The sequence below is a fragment of the Streptomyces sp. G45 genome (assembly GCF_049542095.1).
GTDB lineage: Bacteria > Actinomycetota > Actinomycetes > Streptomycetales > Streptomycetaceae > Streptomyces.
Map to the genome: position 1 here is coordinate 4,866,709 of NZ_JBMUZU010000001.1, position 18,408 is coordinate 4,885,116.

Here is an 18,408-nt window from a genome sequence, read left to right on the forward strand (position 1 = left end):
CGCGTCACCCGTCAGAATGAACCCGTGCGGTATCGAGTGCTGGGCGCCACACAGGCGTACGACGAGCGGGGAGCACCCCTCCAGGTGGGCGGCGCCCGCCTGCGCGCCCTCCTGACCGCGCTCGCCGTCCACCCCGGCCGCACCACCCCCGTGGCCGCCCTCATCGACGAGATCTGGCCGGACGCCCCGCCCGCGGACGCCCCCGCCGCCCTCCAGGCCCTCGTGGGCCGCCTCCGCCGAGCCCTCGGCAAGGACGCCATCGCCTCGGAACCCGGCGGCTACCGCCTCACCGCCACCCCCGACGACGTCGACCTGCACCGCTTCGAGCGCCTGGCCCGCGAAGGCACCGCCGCCCTCGACCGCGGCGACCCGGAGACGGCCGCCCGCACCCTGCGCGAGGCCCTGGCCCTGTGGCGCGGACCGGCGCTCGCCGACCTGCCCGACCGCACGGCCGCCACCCGCCCGGAGGCCCGGCGCGCGGAGGCGACCCGCGCGCGGATCGAGGCGGACCTGCTGCTCGGCCGCGCCCCGGACGTCGTACCGGAGCTGCGCGAGCTGACCGCGGCCCAGCCCTACGACGAGGCGCTGCGCGCCCTGCTCATCCGCGCCCTGCGGGACGCGGGCCGCGGCGCGGACGCCCTCGCGGCGTACGAGGAGACGCGCCGCGCCCTGGCCGAGGGCCTCGGCGCGGACCCCGGCCCCGAACTGCGGGCGCTGCACGGGGAACTGCTGGCCGCCCCGGACCGGGACGCCCAGGGCGGCGGCCCGCGCTCCGGCGCCCGCGACCCGCGCGGCCAAGGCGCGCGCCAAGGTGCGCGCCAAGGCGCGCGCCAGGGCAATCTGCGGCCCCGGCTGACGTCGTTCGTCGGGCGGGAACCCGAACTCGACGCCATCCGTTCGGACATGAGAAGAGCCCGCCTCGTCACGCTCACCGGACCGGGCGGCTCCGGCAAGACCCGCCTCGCCGAGGAAGCCGCCGCCGGGCATCCGAGCGCGTGGCTGGCCGAGCTGGCCCCGCTCGACCGGCCCGAGGCGGTCCCCGGCGCCGTCGTCAGCGCGCTCGGCCTGCGCGAGACCGTGCTGATGACCAGTGAGCTGACGGCCCACCAGGAGGACCCGGTCACCCTCCTGGTCGAGTACTGCGCCCAGCGCAGCCTGCTCCTGATCCTTGACAACTGCGAGCACGTCATCGGCGCCGCCGCCGAGCTGGCCGAGACCCTCCTCACGCGCTGCCCGGGCCTCACCGTCCTCGCCACCAGCCGGGAGCCCCTGGGCGTGCCGGGGGAGTCGGTGCGCCCGGTGGAGCCGCTGCCGCCGGACCCGGCGCACCGCCTGTTCGCCGAGCGGGCCGCGGCGGTCCGCCCCGGGTTCGACGCCGCGCGGGACGCCGCCGCCGTCGACGAGATCTGCCGCCGCCTCGACGGCCTGCCCCTGGCCATCGAGCTGGCCGCCGCCCGCCTGCGGCTGCTCACGCCCCGGCAGATCGCCGACCGCCTCGACGACCGCTTCCGCCTGCTGACCAGCGGCTCGCGCACGGCCCTGCCCCGCCAGCAGACCCTGCGGGCCGTCGTCGACTGGTCCTGGGACCTCCTAGACGAGGCCGAGCGCACCGTGCTGCGCGAAGTGTCGGTCTTCGCGGGCGGCTGGGACCTGGAGGCCGCCGAGGCCGTGTGCACCGGGCCCGCCGCGGACGTCGTCGGCGCCCTCGTGGACAAGTCCCTCGTCGTCGCCACCCCCGCCCCCGAAGACGACGGCATGCGCTACCGCATGCTGGAGACCATCCACGAGTACGCGTCCGAGCGCGCCGCCGAGACGCCGGGCCCGCGCGCCGCCGCCGAGCGCCGCCACGGGGCGTATGTGCGCGCGCTCGTGGAGCGCGCCGAGCCGCTGCTGCGCTCCCGGGAGCAGCTTCCGTGGATCCGCCGCCTGGAGACCGAGCTGGACAACTTCCGCGCGGCGCTCCAGCGCGCCATCGAGCGCGGCGACGAGGAGTGCGCCGTCGCGCTCGCCCTCGGCATGGGCTGGTTCTGGTGGCTGCGCAACTACCGCGCCGAGGGCCTGGACTGGGTCGCCCGCGTCCTCGCGATGCCGCTCCCCGAGGGCCCCACGGACACGGCCACGGGGTCGGCGTTCGCCGCGGGCGCCCTGGGCCTTGACGCCGTCCTCGCTGACGAGGAGCACCCGCTGTACTGGCCGCGGATGTCCCTGCGGATGCTGCACCTGTTCATGACGGTGGAGTCCCGCCCGTCGGACGTCCAGGTCGACGGCCGGGACGGGGAGTACATCGCGCGCGTCCGGGACGTCTTCGCGCGGCCCGTGCCCGCCAGCGGCCGCTTCCCGGGGCTCGTCTGGCCGTTCACGCTGCTCTTCGTGGACGGCAGCCCCGGAGCGCACTTGCCGCACCTGGACCAGGCCGTCGCCCAGTGCCGTCGCTTCGGCGGCGACTGGGAGGTGGCGATCACGCTGATGTTCCGGGTGCACACCGCCATCGACCAGCCCGGCCACCTCGCCGGTGTCGACGACGACCTGGCCGAACTGCGCGAGCTGAGCACCCGCGTGGGCGACCGCTGGCTGCGCGCGCAGGTATCCAGCGCGGCGGGCGAGGCGGCGATGGTGCGCTGCCACCACCAGGAGGCCCGCGCACGGTACGAGGACGCGCTGCGGCTCGCCCACGAGGTGGGGGCGTACGCGGAGGCGCCGTTCCTGCTGGCCCGCCTCGCCGAGATCGCCTACCGCGAGGGCGACCGGGAGCTGGCCGCGAAGGCCCTGGACGAGGCGAGCGTCGAGTCCGAGCGGTACGGGGTGGCGGACTCCCGGGCCTTCATCCGGCTGCTGCACGCCGAGATGGCCCTCGACGACGGGGACGCCGCACGGGCCCGCGAGGCGTGCGACGCGGCCCGCGCGGAGGGGCGCAACGGCACGCTGCCGCCGCAGTTCGCCGCGGCCGTGGGCCGGGTGGACGCCCTGGTCGTCGCCGCCGAGTCGGGCCCCGCCGCCGGGATCGCGCGGCTCGCCGACACGCTGCGCCAGGCGCTGCGCACGCGCTGCTCGGAGGCCGTCACGGCGTCCCTGCTCGACGAGGCGGCGCTGCTGTTCGCCCGCCTCGGCGACCACGCCCGCGCGGCCCGGCTGCTCGCCGTGGCGACGGCCTGGCGCGGGGGCCTGGAGCGGCCCCACCCGGCGCGGGCCAAGGCGGACCGGGCGGAGCGCGAGGCGCGCGCCGCGCTGGGCCCGCGTGCGTACGCGCGGCAGACCCGGCAGGCCCAGCTGTCCCCTACGGAGGCGCTGGCCCTGCTGACGCCGCCGCCCGGACCCTGAGCCCGGCCGCCGGGTCCCTCACGGCCCCTCGACCGCACACCCGCGCCAACGGCGGCCTGTGGCACCTGCGCCAACGGCCACCGGCGCGACCTGCGGGCGTCGCATCCGTACGCGCGGGACCGGCTTGCCCGTGCATCCGTGCGCACGGCCAGCGGCGCACCCGCGCCAACGGCCACCCGCGCGACCCTCGGGCGTCGCACCCGTACGAGCGGCTACACGCACCGGAACCGGGACTGGGCCCAGTCCGCCAGCGTCACCCCGTCGAACGGCGTGTGCGGCTCGACGACGAGGCGGATCGTCTTGCGCCCGGTCAGCCCGACCCGCATGGGCACGGCCGGGTCCCCGCCGGAGATCAGCGGCGAGCGCCACAGCCGCACCCCGTCCCCGTACACGGAGAACCGCACCTTCCCCAGGCCGAGCGTCATGTCGTCGACCCCGACGAGCGCTTCGTAGGCGGTGCACTCGCGGTTGAGGTCGATGGTGACCGAGGAGCGTCCGTGGACGGTCACCCCGTGCTCGTACGGCTTGTCCCCGATGGAGAGTCCCCAGCGCTGCCAGACCCAGCTGCTCTCGCCGAGCCGCATCTCGGGCTTGGTGCCGTCGCCGGTGAGGCCGTACTCCAGCCGGTTCCACGGGAAGTCCCGGGGCGCGGGCGGCGGCGTGGGGCTCGGCCGCGGCGGCTCCGGGGGCCTGGGGGTCGGCCGGGGCGGCGTGGGCTTGGGCTTGGGCGGTGGCGTGGGCTTCGGGGCGGGCGGCTTCGGCCGGGGCTCGGGCGGCGGCTTGGGCTTGGCCGCGGGCGGCTTCGGCTTCGGCTTCGGCGTGGGCTTGGGCTGCGGCTTGGCCGCGGGCGGCGCCGGGGCGGGCGGCTTCGGCGCGGGCGGCTTGGGGAGGGCTTGCGGGGCTCGACGGGCGCGAGGGAGGGCGGCTGCGGCGGCTGGCTCGCGCTGGCGGTCGGCCGGGCCTGCGGCTTCTTGTCGTCGCCGCCGGTGAGCGCGAGGGCGAGGCCGATGCCCGCGGCGACGACCACGCCCGCCGCGATGCCGATCTTCGCGGGCGCGCCGAGGCCTTCGGAGGCGGCGCCCCCGGCTCCGGCGCTCCCGGCCGAGCCGCCGCCGCCCGCCGCGGCGCTCGCGGCTCCCGCCGCGCCCGCGCCCGCGGCGCCGCCGCCGATGAGCGCGGCCACCTTGCCGTACCCGGCGGCACCGAACCAGCCGATGACGGCGACCGGCACGACCGCGGGGATGCCGCTGGCGACTTCCTTGATCTGGCCCGCGGCCAGGCGGCACTTGGCGCACTCCTCCAGGTGCTTGCGCAGGCCGCGCTCGGCGCGGGTGCGCAGCCCGCCGCGGGCGTAGGCGCCGAGCCGGTCGGCGTAGCGGGCGCACTCCTCGCTCTCGGTGAGGGTGGCGCTGACGTGGGCCTGGAGGTAGGCCTGCTTGAGGCCCTCGCGGGCGCGGCTGGCGAGGACGCGGGTGCCGTTGGCGTCGAGGCCGAAGAGCGTGGCGACCTCGCTCGGCGACTCGTCCTCGACCTCGGTGTGCCACAGCACGGCCTGCCAGCGCTCGGGCAGGCTGCGGAAGGCCTGCATGGCCAGCGACTGCTCGGCCTCGTGCATGGCGCGCACGTCGGCGCCGAGGTCGAGGCCCGCTCCGAAGGAGCCGTCGGGCGCCGTGTCGCCGGTGACCTCGGAGCCGCGGGCGGCCTGCGCGGCGAACACCGCGAAGTCGTCGACCAGCTGCTCCCGCTTGGCCGACTTGGTCCACCCGGCGGCGACGCGGCGCACGGTGGTCAGCAGGTAGGCGCGCACCGCGTGCTCGGGCCCGGAGCCGGAGCGCACGGCGCCCAGCATGCGGGCGAACACCTCGGCCGTGAGGTCGTCCGCTGTGTGCGCGTCGCGGCAGCAGGTGCGGGCGTAGCGGCGGACGGCCTCCGCGTGCCTGCGGTACAGCTCCTCGTACGCCGTGTCGTCACCGGCGCGCATCCGCTCGATGAGGTCGGCGTCGGACGGCGGCACCTCGCCGAGCAGGGCGCTGGCCAGGGAGCCGTCGGCGCCCGACCCCAGCGAGCCGCCCTCGCGCTGCGGCGGCACGCTGGGGTCGGGCGCCGCTTCCTGAGGGGCCTGGACGGGCTGGACGGGCTGGGCGGGCGGCTCGGACGGCTCGGGCGGTCCGGACTGCGCGGGCACGCCTGAGGAGCCGGTGGCGCTCTTGCCGCCCTTGCCGGGCCCGCCTTGGTTCGGCACCTGCCGAGGGGGCGGTCCGCCCGACTCACCACCGGTGGAGCTGGGTTCGTCCCGCCCGTCAACACTCATCGCGGAAAGCCCCCGCACGCACGCTCTGACCCGGACACCGGGAAAGAGTGCCACACGGTCGCGCTCCGCCGAATAGCGCCGACAAGCAACCACCCGTCCGGGGCGAGTTCCCGGAATCAAGCACTAGTGTTCATCCCCGCGGGGAATGCTCAACTCCCGTGAAGAAAAGGGGAGTTGAGCATTCCGCGAGGTTGCGCGACGGTCCGGGCCCGGAATCCGCGCCGACGCGACTCCCGGAGAACCGTTACCCGCGCCCCCCCGGAGAACCGTTACCCGCGCCCCCCGGGGAACGGTCACGCGTGCCCCCTGGAGGACCGTCGCGTGCGTCCCCCGGAGACCGCGAGGCGCGTCCCCCGGAGAACCCCGGAGAACCCCGGAGAACCTTGGGCAAACCCCGGAGAACCCCGGTGAGCCGTTGCGCGAGGCTCCCGGCGAACCGCTACGCGGGCCGCGACCGCAGCCCTTCGAGCAGGATGTCCAGGAGCCGCGACGAGGCCGCCGCCTGCTGCGCCGCGTCCGGCAGCGAGGGTGCCGCCGTGGCGATGACGAGCAGCACGTCCGAGACGGTCACGTCGGCGCGCAGCTCGCCCGCCGTCCGGGCCCGCTCGACCAGGCGGCCGACGACGTCGAGCAGCGCCGCGGCGCCCGCGTCGTCGCTCTCCTCGGCCGGTGCGGGCCGCTGCTCGACCAGCCGCAGCTCGGGCGTGGGCACCTGCCGCTGCTGCGGCACCCGGGCCCCGTGCTCCACGGCGTCGGCGGCCCCGATGCCGTCGACCGCCTCGGCGGCCTCGCTGGCCTCGGCGGCCTCGGCCGCCTCGTCCACGCTGACGCGCAGCACCTGCGGCGGCAGCAGCCGCCCGGCGCCCGAGGCCACGGACGTCCGCAGGAAGCGCGAGAGCGCCGACCACGGCTCGTCCTCCTGTCCGAGCGCCGCGCGGGCCTGCTCGGTGAGCCGGGAGGTCTCCTCCTCGGCTATGCGCCGTACCAGTACGTCCTTGCTGGGGAAGCGGCGGTAGACCGTGCCGACGCCGACGCGGGCCCGGCGGGCCACGTCCTCCATCGGCGCCCCGTACCCCAGTTCCCCGAACACTTCGCGTGCCGCGCGCAGGACGTGCTCAAGATTTCGCTGCGCGTCCACGCGCAGCGGTGTTGTTCGCCCTCCGTCCCCCGTGTCGCGTCCGGTCCCGCCCGCGGCGACCGTGGTCGCCTGCGCGGTCGCGGAAGTCCAGTGAGAGTCCTGAATGTGCATATGTGTTCCCCCGGTAATGACGTCTCCCCCCGGAGACACTCCCCGCCATCGAAGTACGGGCGTGTGGGGAGCGAGCCCGTCGAGCGAAACCGGCAAATCCGACAAGCCGGATCCGCTGAGCGCATCCCCCTACACCCCGACGTCACACGAACATAGTTGAGCCAGGGTCAATTCAGAAGAGGCGGGTTCCGCACGGGGTGCCCCCCGATCGGAGTACGCACCGGTTCCGACCTGATTGCACCCGTCACTACGCCCCCACCTCCCCCCTCTGACCTGCGCACATTCCACCCGGTCGGGGAAGCGGAGCCGCCTGTGCCGCCGGTCGCTTCCTGTCATACAAATTGCTGAGCCTGTGGACAAACACGAAGTGCGGGTGCGTCATGGGATGGTGACGGAACCTGTGCGCATTCTCGTTGTCGGCGGTGGCTACGTCGGGATGTACACCGCGCTGCGGCTCCAGCGGAAACTCAAGCCGGAGCTGAGGCGCGGCACGGCGGAGATCGTCGTGATCTCCCCCGATCCGTACATGACGTACCAGCCGTTCCTGCCCGAAGCGGCGGCCGGGTCGATCTCCCCGCGCCACGTCGTCGTGCCGCTGCGCCGCGTCCTCGACAAGTGCCGCGTCGTCGTCGGCGAGGTCCGGTCCGTCGACCACGCCAAGCGCACCGCGTCCTACACCACCCTCGCCACCGAGGAGGAGGGCACCGGCCCCCTCTCCCTCAGGTACGACGAACTGGTCCTGGCCCCCGGCTCCGTCTCCCGCACCCTGCCGGTCCCCGGACTCGCCGACCACGGCATCGGCTTCAAGACCGTCGAGGAAGCCATCGGCCTGCGCAACCACGTCATCGAGCAGATGGACATCGCCTCCTCCACCCGCGACCCCGCCGTCCGCGACGCCGCCCTCACCTTCGTCTTCGTAGGAGGCGGATACGCGGGCGTGGAGGCGCTCGGCGAGCTGGAGGACATGGCCCGCTACGCCGCGCGCTACTACCACAACGTCACGGCCGAGGACATGAAGTGGATCCTCGTCGAGGCCTCCGGCCGGATCCTGCCCGAGGTCGGCGAGGAGATGGGCCGGTACACCGTCCGCGAGCTGCGCCGCCGCAACATCGACGTACGCCTGGAGACCCGCCTCGACTCCTGCGAGGACCGCGTCGCCGTCCTCAGCGACGGCGCCCGCTTCCCCACCCGCACCGTCGTGTGGACCGCGGGCGTCAAACCGCACCCCCTGCTCGCCGCCACCGACCTGCCGCGCAACGACCGCGGCCGCCTCACCTGCACCGCCCACCTCACCGTCGAGGGCGCCCCCCACGCGTGGGGAGCCGGAGACGCGGCCGCCGTCCCCGACGTCACCTCCGAAGAGCCCGGCAAGGAGTGCGCGCCCAACGCCCAGCACGCCGTGCGCCAGGCCCGGCTCCTCGGCGACAACATCGCCGCCTCCCTGCGGAAGCGGCCCCTCCAGGAGTACCGGCACAAGTACGTGGGCTCCGTGGCGTCCCTCGGCCTGCACAAGGGCGTCGCACACGTCTACGGCCGCAAGCTGAAGGGCTACCCTGCCTGGTTCATGCACCGCGTCTACCACCTCAGCAGGGTGCCGACCGTCAACCGCAAGTCCCGCGTGCTCGCCGAATGGACCCTGTCCGGACTGTTCAAACGCGAGATCGTCTCCCTGGGGTCGCTGGAACATCCGCGCGCGGAGTTCGAACTCGCGGCCGGAGGCGAGCGCCCGAAGGGGTCCTGATGGCGTCCTGAAAGAGTCCTCACCGGCGGCGGCAGGAACTCCCCGAACAGGACCGGCGTCTGACGGATGTCAGTCCGGTCGGCCAGACTGGACGTGTGACCATGAGCGGGCGCGGGACAGCGACAGGCCCGCCGCACGCCGTGACGCTGCGCCTTCCCGGGAGGCGGCGCCGCACGCCGCCGAGTCACGGGCCGGACCCCCGGCCGCACCCCCGCCCGATCCAGAAGCGACCCACGAGGCCTACCGCAGTGAACTTCACGCGCTGGAGCGCCCGGCTCCCCGGAACACAGCGCCGCGCCGCGGCGCGCACCGAGACCGGCGGCTCCCCGGCACAGCGGGGCGAGGGCTCCGTCCCCGCGGCCCGCGCCGAGCAGACGGCGCAGGACCCCGGGGACGACGACGGCGGCGGCGCCAGAGGCGTCGACGCCCTGCCCGCCCGCGAGGTCCTCGACAGCGTCCCCGCCCTCGTCGCCCTGGTGCACGGCCCCGACCACCGCGTCACCTACGTCAACGACGCCTACACCACGGCGTTCGGCACCCGCCCCATGGGCGCGCCCGCGCGCGAGGCGCTGCCCGAGCTGGCGGAGGTCGGCCTGCTGCCGCTCCTCGACCAGGTCCTGCGCAGCTCCAGGCCCCGCACCGTCAAGTCCCGCAAGGCCCCCGGCGGCCGGTCGTACACGTTCACCTGCACGCCCGTCGCGCTGCCCCTGGGCGGCCCCGGCGCCGACTCCGGAGCGGGCGTCCTCGTCTTCGCCGCCGACGTCACCGACCACGCGGAGGCCGCCGAGCGCCTGCGCGCCAGCGAGCGCACCCAGCGCGAGACCGCCGTGACGCTGCAACGCTCCCTCCTGCCCCAGGAGTTGGAGCAGCCCGACGACCTGCGCATCGCCGCCACGTACCAGCCGGGCGGCACGGAGACCGCCGTCGGCGGCGACTGGTACGACGTGATCACCCTCGGCGGCGGCCGCACCGCCCTCGTCATCGGCGACGTCATGGGGCGCGGGGTGCGCGCCGCCGCCGTCATGGGCCAGCTCCGCACCGCCGTGCGCGCCTACGCCCGGCTCGACCTGCCGCCGCACGAGGTCCTCCAGCTCCTGGACGGCCTCGCCGCGGAGATCGACGCCAGCCAGATCGCCACGTGCGTGTACGCCGTCCACGACCCGAACGAGGGCAGCCTGACGTACGCCTCCGCGGGCCACCTGCCGATCCTGGTGCGCGACGAGAACGGCACGATCCACCGCGCCGAGGAACCCACGGGCCCGCCGCTGGGCACCGGCGGCTGGCTGCACGCCTCCGGCTCCGTCCCGCTCGGCCCCGGCTCCACCGCCGTGCTCTACACGGACGGCCTGGTGGAGCGGCGCAGCGAGGACATCGACGAGGGCGTCGCCGCCCTGGAGCGCGCCCTGGGCGGCGCCACCGGCACGCCCCAGGTGGTCTGCGACCGCCTCATCCGCGCCCTCGGAGTGACAGCCGACCACGACGACGACGTGGCCGTCCTGGTCCTCCAGCAGCCCGCCCGCACGGGCACGGACGCGGAGGTGTTCCGCAACGCCGCCCTGGAACTGCTCGGCGGTGTGGAGGCCGCCCCGCGGGCACGCGCCTTCGCCAGCGGCGTCCTCACCAGCTGGCGCTTCCCGCCGGACCTGCACGACCTGGGCGTCCTCGCCGCCAGCGAGCTGGTCGCCAACTCCCTCCAGCACGGCACGCCGCCGATGCGCCTGCGGCTGCGCCGCACCGACCGCCGCCTGATCATCGAGGTGACGGACGGCGACGACCACCTGCCGCGGCGCCGCCGCGCCGAGCCCGCGGACGAGGCGGGCCGGGGCATCGCCATCGTCGCCACGATCGCCTCGAACTGGGGCTCGCGCCGCACGCCCGGCGGCGGCAAGGCCGTCTGGTGCGAGTTCGCCCTGCCGCGCGCGTGAGCGAACGGGGCCGCCCTTCGTACGTCTCGTCTGTCTCGTACGTCAAGGACGGCCCCGGCGGGGGTGTGGCACTCGCTCAGGAGTGCTGCGGGGCGACGGCCTCCGGAGCGCCCTGCGCGACGATCCGGCTCTTCTGCGCGTACGGGTGGTTCTGCGCCGGGGTGAGGCGCTTGCCGAGGCGCAGCGCGAGCACCGTGATGCCGAGCGAGAAGAGCAGGAACGTCACGATGTACGGAGCGTGCAGCGTGGCGCCCATGGGGCCGCCCACGGCCGGGCCGACCGCCAGGGCGAGCTGCTTGACCAGGGCGAACGCCGAGTTGTACCGCCCGACCATGGACTCCGGCGCCAGGTCGGCGACCAGCGGCGCGACGGTCGGCGCGAGCATGGTCTCGCCGATGCCGAACAGCGCGTACGTCGAGATGAACGCGGCGGTCGCCATGGCCTGGCTGCCGTGCCCGAGGCCCGCGTACCCCGCGGCCATCCAGGCGACGGCCCAGATGAGGCCCACGGCCGCGATGACCTGCGAGCGCCTGCGGCGCTCGACGAACTTCAGGACCGCGAACTGGGCGAGCACGATCGCGCCCGTGTTGGCGGCGAGCGCGATGCCGAGCGTCGACGGGGATATCCCGGCCGCCTCCACGCCGTACGCCGACAGGCCGGACTCGAACTGGCCGTAGCAGGCGAAGAACAGCACGAAGCCGAGCACGCAGAGCTGGAGCATCACCGGGTTGCGGAAGACGTCCCTGATGCTGCCCGAGGCCTGCGGCGCCGTCTCGGCCATCCGCTGGGACCGCGGCAGGCGCGCGCTCACCATGACCACGATCAGCAGCAGGAAGATGGCGGTCTCGATGGCGAACAGGAGTGTGAAGTCACTCGGCCGCTCGTGCTTCACGAGCTGGCCGCCGATCAGGCCGCCGACGCCGAGGCCCAGGTTCTGCAGGAAGAACTGCATGGCGAACGCGCGCGTCCGCGTCTGCGGAGTGGAGCACTCCACGATCATCGTCGCCAGCGCGGGCTGCATCACGGCCTGCCCCGCGCCGAGCGCGCCCGCGGACAGCAGCACCAGCGGCGCGCTGCTCGACAGGCCGAGGCTCATGGCTCCGACGGCGGCGGTGAGCAGGGCGGCGATGAGGACGGGCAGCGGGCCCCGCCGGTCGATGGCGCGGCCCGAGAAGGGCAGCACCACGAGCGCGGCCACGGCGAACGCGGCGAGCACGAGGCCCGCCGTCACGGCGCCGAGGTCCCTGACCTGAGCCACGTACACGTACAGGAAGGGGACGGTAAAGCCGAGGCCGAACGCGCTCAGCGCGTTGCCCACGTGGATCCGGCGCATCGCGGCGCCCATCGCCATGGTCACTTTCACCTACCTTAGGAGTGAAGACTTCGAAGCTAAAGTTAGGACCTTAACAATACACACCGAAGGACTTCGACGCCAACCACGGCCGTGCCATACTGCGGCCATGGGCGACACCCCCGGCCCCACGGAGCCGACACTCGAAGAGCAGATCGCCGCCTATCAGCGGGAGTTCCAGGACCTCGACCCCCAGGTCGAGAAGATCGTCTCGGCGCTCGGCAGGCTCAACCGCCGCATGAACGTCGCCTACGGCCGCCAGACCGCCACCCTCGGCATCAGCAACGCCGAGTGGGAGGTGCTCAAGGCCCTCGTCCTCTCCGGCGCCCCCTACCGGATGGGCCCCGGCGAGCTGGCCAAGCGCCTCGGCCTCACCCCGGCCGCGATGACCCACCGCATCGACCGCATGGTCAGCGAGGGCCTGGTCACCCGCGAGCGCGACGAGTCCAACCGCGTCCGCGTGATCGTGGAGCTGACCGCCGAGGGCCGGGAGAAGTGGCTGGAGGCGATGCGTCTCGCCACGGTCTTCGAAGAGGACCTCCTCCAGGACCTGACGTCCGCCGAGCGCGGCATCCTCGGCGAGGTCCTGACGCGCCTGCTGCGCCGGGTGGAGGACTCCCAGCCGGACGCGGGCGGCCGCCTCAACGACCTGGACTGAAGCGTTCCGACCTGTTCACGGAGTCGGGGGTTGACAGCGCCCCGCCGGGTCCGTAAGGTACTTCGAGTTGTCGCGGGGCCGTAACGGTTCTGCGACAGCGACTCTCGCCGCTGAGGCGGCACCCAAACCACCAGCACGATCTCCCAACGGGGTCGATTTCGGCGTGCCCGAATTCGAATTCCAGGACGCGATTATGAATCGCGGCGAGATTCCGCTAAAGTTTGGGACGTCGGAACGGCCCGCCAACGGCCGGGAAGACACCCCAAGTTGACCGGGAATCAGGCCCGAAAGGATCTGATAGAGTCAACACCGCCGGAAGGCCGAAAGGCCGGAAAGCACCGAGGAAATCGGAACGGACCGGGAAGCCGGAAAGATCTGATAGAGTCGGAAACACGAAATATCGAAGGGAAGCGCCCGGAGGAAAGCCCGCGAGGGTGAGTACAAAGGAAGCGTCCGTTCCTTGAGAACTCAACAGCGTGCCAAAAGTCAACGCCAGATATGTTGATACCCCGTCTCCGGCCGGATCACCGGTTGGGACGAGGTTCCTTTGAAAAAGTCCTTCCCCGCGAATCGTTGGGGGAGGCGCACAGCGAGGACGCTGTGAACGACCGGGATTATTCCTCCTGGTTGTTCCGCTCTCGTGGTGTTGCACCCGATTACGGGTTCACATTCACGGAGAGTTTGATCCTGGCTCAGGACGAACGCTGGCGGCGTGCTTAACACATGCAAGTCGAACGATGAAGCCCTTCGGGGTGGATTAGTGGCGAACGGGTGAGTAACACGTGGGCAATCTGCCCTGCACTCTGGGACAAGCCCTGGAAACGGGGTCTAATACCGGATACAACCACTGACCGCATGGTCTGGTGGTGGAAAGCTCCGGCGGTGCAGGATGAGCCCGCGGCCTATCAGCTTGTTGGTGAGGTAGTGGCTCACCAAGGCGACGACGGGTAGCCGGCCTGAGAGGGCGACCGGCCACACTGGGACTGAGACACGGCCCAGACTCCTACGGGAGGCAGCAGTGGGGAATATTGCACAATGGGCGAAAGCCTGATGCAGCGACGCCGCGTGAGGGATGACGGCCTTCGGGTTGTAAACCTCTTTCAGCAGGGAAGAAGCGCAAGTGACGGTACCTGCAGAAGAAGCGCCGGCTAACTACGTGCCAGCAGCCGCGGTAATACGTAGGGCGCGAGCGTTGTCCGGAATTATTGGGCGTAAAGAGCTCGTAGGCGGCTTGTCGCGTCGGTTGTGAAAGCCCGGGGCTTAACCCCGGGTCTGCAGTCGATACGGGCAGGCTAGAGTTCGGTAGGGGAGATCGGAATTCCTGGTGTAGCGGTGAAATGCGCAGATATCAGGAGGAACACCGGTGGCGAAGGCGGATCTCTGGGCCGATACTGACGCTGAGGAGCGAAAGCGTGGGGAGCGAACAGGATTAGATACCCTGGTAGTCCACGCCGTAAACGGTGGGCACTAGGTGTGGGCAACATTCCACGTTGTCCGTGCCGCAGCTAACGCATTAAGTGCCCCGCCTGGGGAGTACGGCCGCAAGGCTAAAACTCAAAGGAATTGACGGGGGCCCGCACAAGCGGCGGAGCATGTGGCTTAATTCGACGCAACGCGAAGAACCTTACCAAGGCTTGACATACACCGGAAACGGCCAGAGATGGTCGCCCCCTTGTGGTCGGTGTACAGGTGGTGCATGGCTGTCGTCAGCTCGTGTCGTGAGATGTTGGGTTAAGTCCCGCAACGAGCGCAACCCTTGTCCCGTGTTGCCAGCACGCCCCTTGTGGGTGGTGGGGACTCACGGGAGACCGCCGGGGTCAACTCGGAGGAAGGTGGGGACGACGTCAAGTCATCATGCCCCTTATGTCTTGGGCTGCACACGTGCTACAATGGCCGGTACAATGAGCTGCGATACCGCGAGGTGGAGCGAATCTCAAAAAGCCGGTCTCAGTTCGGATTGGGGTCTGCAACTCGACCCCATGAAGTCGGAGTCGCTAGTAATCGCAGATCAGCATTGCTGCGGTGAATACGTTCCCGGGCCTTGTACACACCGCCCGTCACGTCACGAAAGTCGGTAACACCCGAAGCCGGTGGCCCAACCCCTTGTGGGAGGGAGCTGTCGAAGGTGGGACTGGCGATTGGGACGAAGTCGTAACAAGGTAGCCGTACCGGAAGGTGCGGCTGGATCACCTCCTTTCTAAGGAGCACTTCTTACCGATCCCTTCGGGGTGAGGTCAGAGGCCAGTACATCAGCGAACGTCTGATGCTGGTTGCTCATGGGTGGAACGTTGACTACTCGGCACACTTGGTTTGCTTCTCTTCCTAGTACTGCTTCGGCGTGGAACGGAACGGGGAGAGGCTGAGGGTGTCGGGCACGCTGTTGGGTGTCTGAGGGTACGGACTTGTTCCCGTCCTCAATGCCGACCCCAGTGAACTTGCTGGCTTGTCTAGCAGGGTGGTGGGTGGTTGGTCGTTGTTTGAGAACTGCACAGTGAACGCGAGCATCTGTGGCCAAGTTTTTAAGGGCGCACGGTGGATGCCTTGGCACCAGGAACCGATGAAGGACGTGGGAGGCCGCGATAGTCCCCGGGGAGTCGTCAACCAGGCTTTGATCCGGGGGTTTCCGAATGGGGAAACCCGGCAGTCGTCATGGGCTGTCACCCGCCGCTGAATATATAGGCGGTGTGGAGGGAACGCGGGGAAGTGAAACATCTCAGTACCCGCAGGAAGAGAAAACAACCGTGATTCCGGGAGTAGTGGCGAGCGAAACTGGATGAGGCCAAACCTCAAGCGTGTGAGACCCGGCAGGGGTTGCGCTTGGGGGGTTGTGGGATCTCACTTTCATGATCTGCCGGTCATGAGGCGAGTTATAAACCGTTGATGTAGGCGAAGGACATGCGAAAGGTCCGGCGTAGAGGGTAAGACCCCCGTAGTCGAAATGTCAGCGGCTTGCTTGTGAGACACCCAAGTAGCACGGGGCCCGAGAAATCCCGTGTGAATCTGGCGGGACCACCCGTTAAGCCTAAATATTCCCTGGTGACCGATAGCGGATAGTACCGTGAGGGAATGGTGAAAAGTACCGCGGGAGCGGAGTGAAATAGTACCTGAAACCGTGTGCCTACAAGCCGTGGGAGCGTCGCGTTGCATGCTTGCATGCAACGTCGTGACTGCGTGCCTTTTGAAGAATGAGCCTGCGAGTTTGCGGTGTGTTGCGAGGTTAACCCGTGTGGGGAAGCCGTAGCGAAAGCGAGTCCGAATAGGGCGGTTCAGTAGCGCGCTCAAGACCCGAAGCGGAGTGATCTAGCCATGGGCAGGCTGAAGCGGCTGTAAGAGGTCGTGGAGGGCCGAACCCACCAGGGTTGAAAACCTGGGGGATGACCTGTGGTTAGGGGTGAAAGGCCAATCAAACTCCGTGATAGCTGGTTCTCCCCGAAATGCATTTAGGTGCAGCGTCGTGTGTTTCTTGCCGGAGGTAGAGCACTGGATAGGCGATGGGCCCTACCGGGTTACTGACCTTAGCCAAACTCCGAATGCCGGTAAGTGAGAGCGCGGCAGTGAGACTGTGGGGGATAAGCTCCATGGTCGAGAGGGAAACAGCCCAGAGCATCGACTAAGGCCCCTAAGCGTACGCTAAGTGGGAAAGGATGTGGAGTCGCAGAGACAACCAGGAGGTTGGCTTAGAAGCAGCCACCCTTGAAAGAGTGCGTAATAGCTCACTGGTCTAGTGATTCCGCGCCGACAATGTAGCGGGGCTCAAGCGTACCGCCGAAGTCGTGTCATTGCAGTATATACCTCTAACGGGGACTGTGATGGGTAGGGGAGCGTCGTGTGCCGGGTGAAGCTGCGCCGGAAGGCAGTGGTGGACGGTTCACGAGTGAGAATGCAGGCATGAGTAGCGATACATACGTGAGAAACGTGTGCGCCGATTGACTAAGGGTTCCTGGGTCAAGCTGATCTGCCCAGGGTAAGTCGGGACCTAAGGCGAGGCCGACAGGCGTAGTCGATGGATAACCGGTTGATATTCCGGTACCCGCTATGGAGCGCCAAACATCGAATCCAGTGATGCTAAGGCCGTGAAGCCGCCGGGTGATCCTTCGGGTGATCTCGGAGTGGTGGAGCCGCTGATCCAAGCTGGTAGTAGGTGAGTGATGGGGTGACGCAGGAAGGTAGTCCAGCCCGGGCGGTGGTTGTCCCGGGGTAAGGGTGTAGCCCGCGCGGTAGGTAAATCCGTCGCGCATGGAGGGTGAGACCTGATGCCGAGCCGATTGTGGTGAAGTGGATGATCCTATGCTGTCGAGAAAAGCCTCTAGCGAGTTTCATGGCGGCCCGTACCCTAAACCGACTCAGGTGGTCAGGTAGAGAATACCGAGGCGTTCGGGTGAACTATGGTTAAGGAACTCGGCAAAATGCCCCCGTAACTTCGGGAGAAGGGGGGCCACACCCGGTGATGGAGTTTACCTCTGGAGCTGGGGGTGGCCGCAGAGACCAGCGAGAAGCGACTGTTTACTAAAAACACAGGTCCGTGCGAAGCCGTAAGGCGATGTATACGGACTGACGCCTGCCCGGTGCTGGAACGTTAAGGGGACCGGTTAGCTCCATTTCGGTGGGGCGAAGCTGAGAACTTAAGCGCCAGTAAACGGCGGTGGTAACTATAACCATCCTAAGGTAGCGAAATTCCTTGTCGGGTAAGTTCCGACCTGCACGAATGGCGTAACGACTTCTCGACTGTCTCAACCATAGGCCCGGTGAAATTGCACTACGAGTAAAGATGCTCGTTTCGCGCAGCAGGACGGAAAGACCCCGGGACCTTTACTACAGTTTGATATTGGTGTTCGGTTCGGCTTGTGTAGGATAGGTGGGAGACTGTGAAGCATGCACGCCAGTGTGTGTGGAGTCGTCGTTGAAATACCACTCTGGTCGTGCTGGATGTCTAACCTGGGTCCGTGATCCGGATCAGGGACAGTGTCTGATGGGTAGTTTAACTGGGGCGGTTGCCTCCCAAAGGGTAACGGAGGCGCCCAAAGGTTCCCTCAGCCTGGTTGGTAATCAGGTGTTGAGTGTAAGTGCACAAGGGAGCTTGACTGTGAGACTGACGGGTCGAGCAGGGACGAAAGTCGGGACTAGTGATCCGGCGGTGGCTTGTGGAAGCGCCGTCGCTCAACGGATAAAAGGTACCCCGGGGATAACAGGCTGATCTTCCCCAAGAGTCCATATCGACGGGATGGTTTGGCACCTCGATGTCGGCTCGTCGCATCCTGGGGCTGGAGTCGGTCCCAAGGGTTGGGCTGTTCGCCCATTAAAGCGGTACGCGAGCTGGGTTTAGAACGTCGTGAGACAGTTCGGTCCCTATCCGCTGTGCGCGTAGGAGTCTTGAGAAGGGCTGTCCCTAGTACGAGAGGACCGGGACGGACGAACCTCTGGTGTGCCAGTTGTTCTGCCAAGGGCATGGCTGGTTGGCTACGTTCGGGAGGGATAACCGCTGAAAGCATCTAAGCGGGAAGCCTGCTTCGAGATGAGGGCTCCCACCCACTTGATGGGGTAAGGCTCCCAGTAGACGACTGGGTTGATAGGCCAGATATGGAAGCCTCGTGAGGGGTGGAGTTGACTGGTACTAATAGGCCGAGGGCTTGTCCTCAGTTGCTCGCGTTCACTGTGTTGGTTCTGAAACCACGAACAACCCCACACGCGCGTGCGTGTGTGGTGCGGTAGTTCACAGTTTCATAGTGTTTCGGTGGTCATAGCGTGAGGGAAACGCCCGGTTACATTCCGAACCCGGAAGCTAAGCCTTACAGCGCCGATGGTACTGCAGGGGGGACCCTGTGGGAGAGTAGGACGCCGCCGAACTAAATGTGATA

General features: G+C 69.5%; 6 protein-coding genes, 3 rRNA genes and 1 pseudogene. 7 read left to right on the forward strand and 3 right to left on the reverse strand.

The features are described 5' to 3' along the window. The first annotated feature begins 24 nt into the window (after positions 1-24). Entirely contained in the window at positions 25-3,318 is a 3,294-nt protein-coding gene (locus ACOBQU_RS20370) for an AfsR/SARP family transcriptional regulator (protein WP_423628755.1), read from the forward strand. Positions 3,319-3,530: 212 nt separating this feature from the next. Here ACOBQU_RS20370 and ACOBQU_RS20375 read toward each other — a convergent pair. Continuing rightward, positions 3,531-5,629: pseudogene (locus ACOBQU_RS20375) on the reverse strand (sigma-70 family RNA polymerase sigma factor). A gap of 439 nt (positions 5,630-6,068) precedes the next feature. Further along, complete coding sequence (locus ACOBQU_RS20380) at positions 6,069-6,878, reverse strand: TetR/AcrR family transcriptional regulator (RefSeq protein WP_423628756.1); 810 nt, start codon at positions 6,876-6,878, stop codon at positions 6,069-6,071. Positions 6,879-7,263: 385 nt separating this feature from the next. Between ACOBQU_RS20380 and ACOBQU_RS20385 the strand changes: the two genes are divergently transcribed. Both ACOBQU_RS20385 and ACOBQU_RS20390 read left to right on the forward strand, forming a co-directional pair. Continuing rightward, a complete protein-coding gene (locus tag ACOBQU_RS20385) occupies positions 7,264-8,619 on the forward strand; it encodes an NAD(P)/FAD-dependent oxidoreductase (RefSeq protein WP_423628757.1) in 1,356 nt (451 codons plus the stop codon). 248 nt (positions 8,620-8,867) lie between these two features. After that, positions 8,868-10,544: an ATP-binding SpoIIE family protein phosphatase gene (locus ACOBQU_RS20390; protein ID WP_423628758.1), complete on the forward strand. Its 1,677-nt coding sequence runs from the start codon at positions 8,868-8,870 to the stop codon at positions 10,542-10,544. A gap of 76 nt (positions 10,545-10,620) precedes the next feature. Here the strand turns inward: ACOBQU_RS20390 and ACOBQU_RS20395 are convergent, their stop codons facing one another. Then, a complete protein-coding gene (locus ACOBQU_RS20395; RefSeq protein WP_423634616.1) occupies positions 10,621-11,889 on the reverse strand; it encodes an MFS transporter in 1,269 nt (422 codons plus the stop codon). Positions 11,890-12,004: 115 nt separating this feature from the next. Here ACOBQU_RS20395 and ACOBQU_RS20400 point away from each other — a divergent pair, with 115 nt between their 5' ends. The 4 genes from ACOBQU_RS20400 to rrf all read left to right on the forward strand — a co-directional run bounded on the left by ACOBQU_RS20400 (position 12,005) and on the right by rrf (position 18,397). Then, on the forward strand, positions 12,005-12,553 hold the full coding sequence (locus ACOBQU_RS20400) for a MarR family winged helix-turn-helix transcriptional regulator (RefSeq protein WP_423628759.1): 549 nt from the start codon (positions 12,005-12,007) through the stop codon (positions 12,551-12,553). 669 nt (positions 12,554-13,222) lie between these two features. Next, positions 13,223-14,750, forward strand: a 16S ribosomal RNA gene (locus tag ACOBQU_RS20405). Positions 14,751-15,062: 312 nt separating this feature from the next. Then, positions 15,063-18,188: ribosomal RNA gene (locus ACOBQU_RS20410) — 23S ribosomal RNA — on the forward strand. A gap of 92 nt (positions 18,189-18,280) precedes the next feature. Continuing rightward, positions 18,281-18,397 (forward strand): 5S ribosomal RNA (rrf, locus tag ACOBQU_RS20415). Together the 16S, 23S and 5S rRNA genes form the textbook arrangement of a ribosomal RNA operon. The last annotated feature ends 11 nt before the right edge of the window (positions 18,398-18,408 follow it).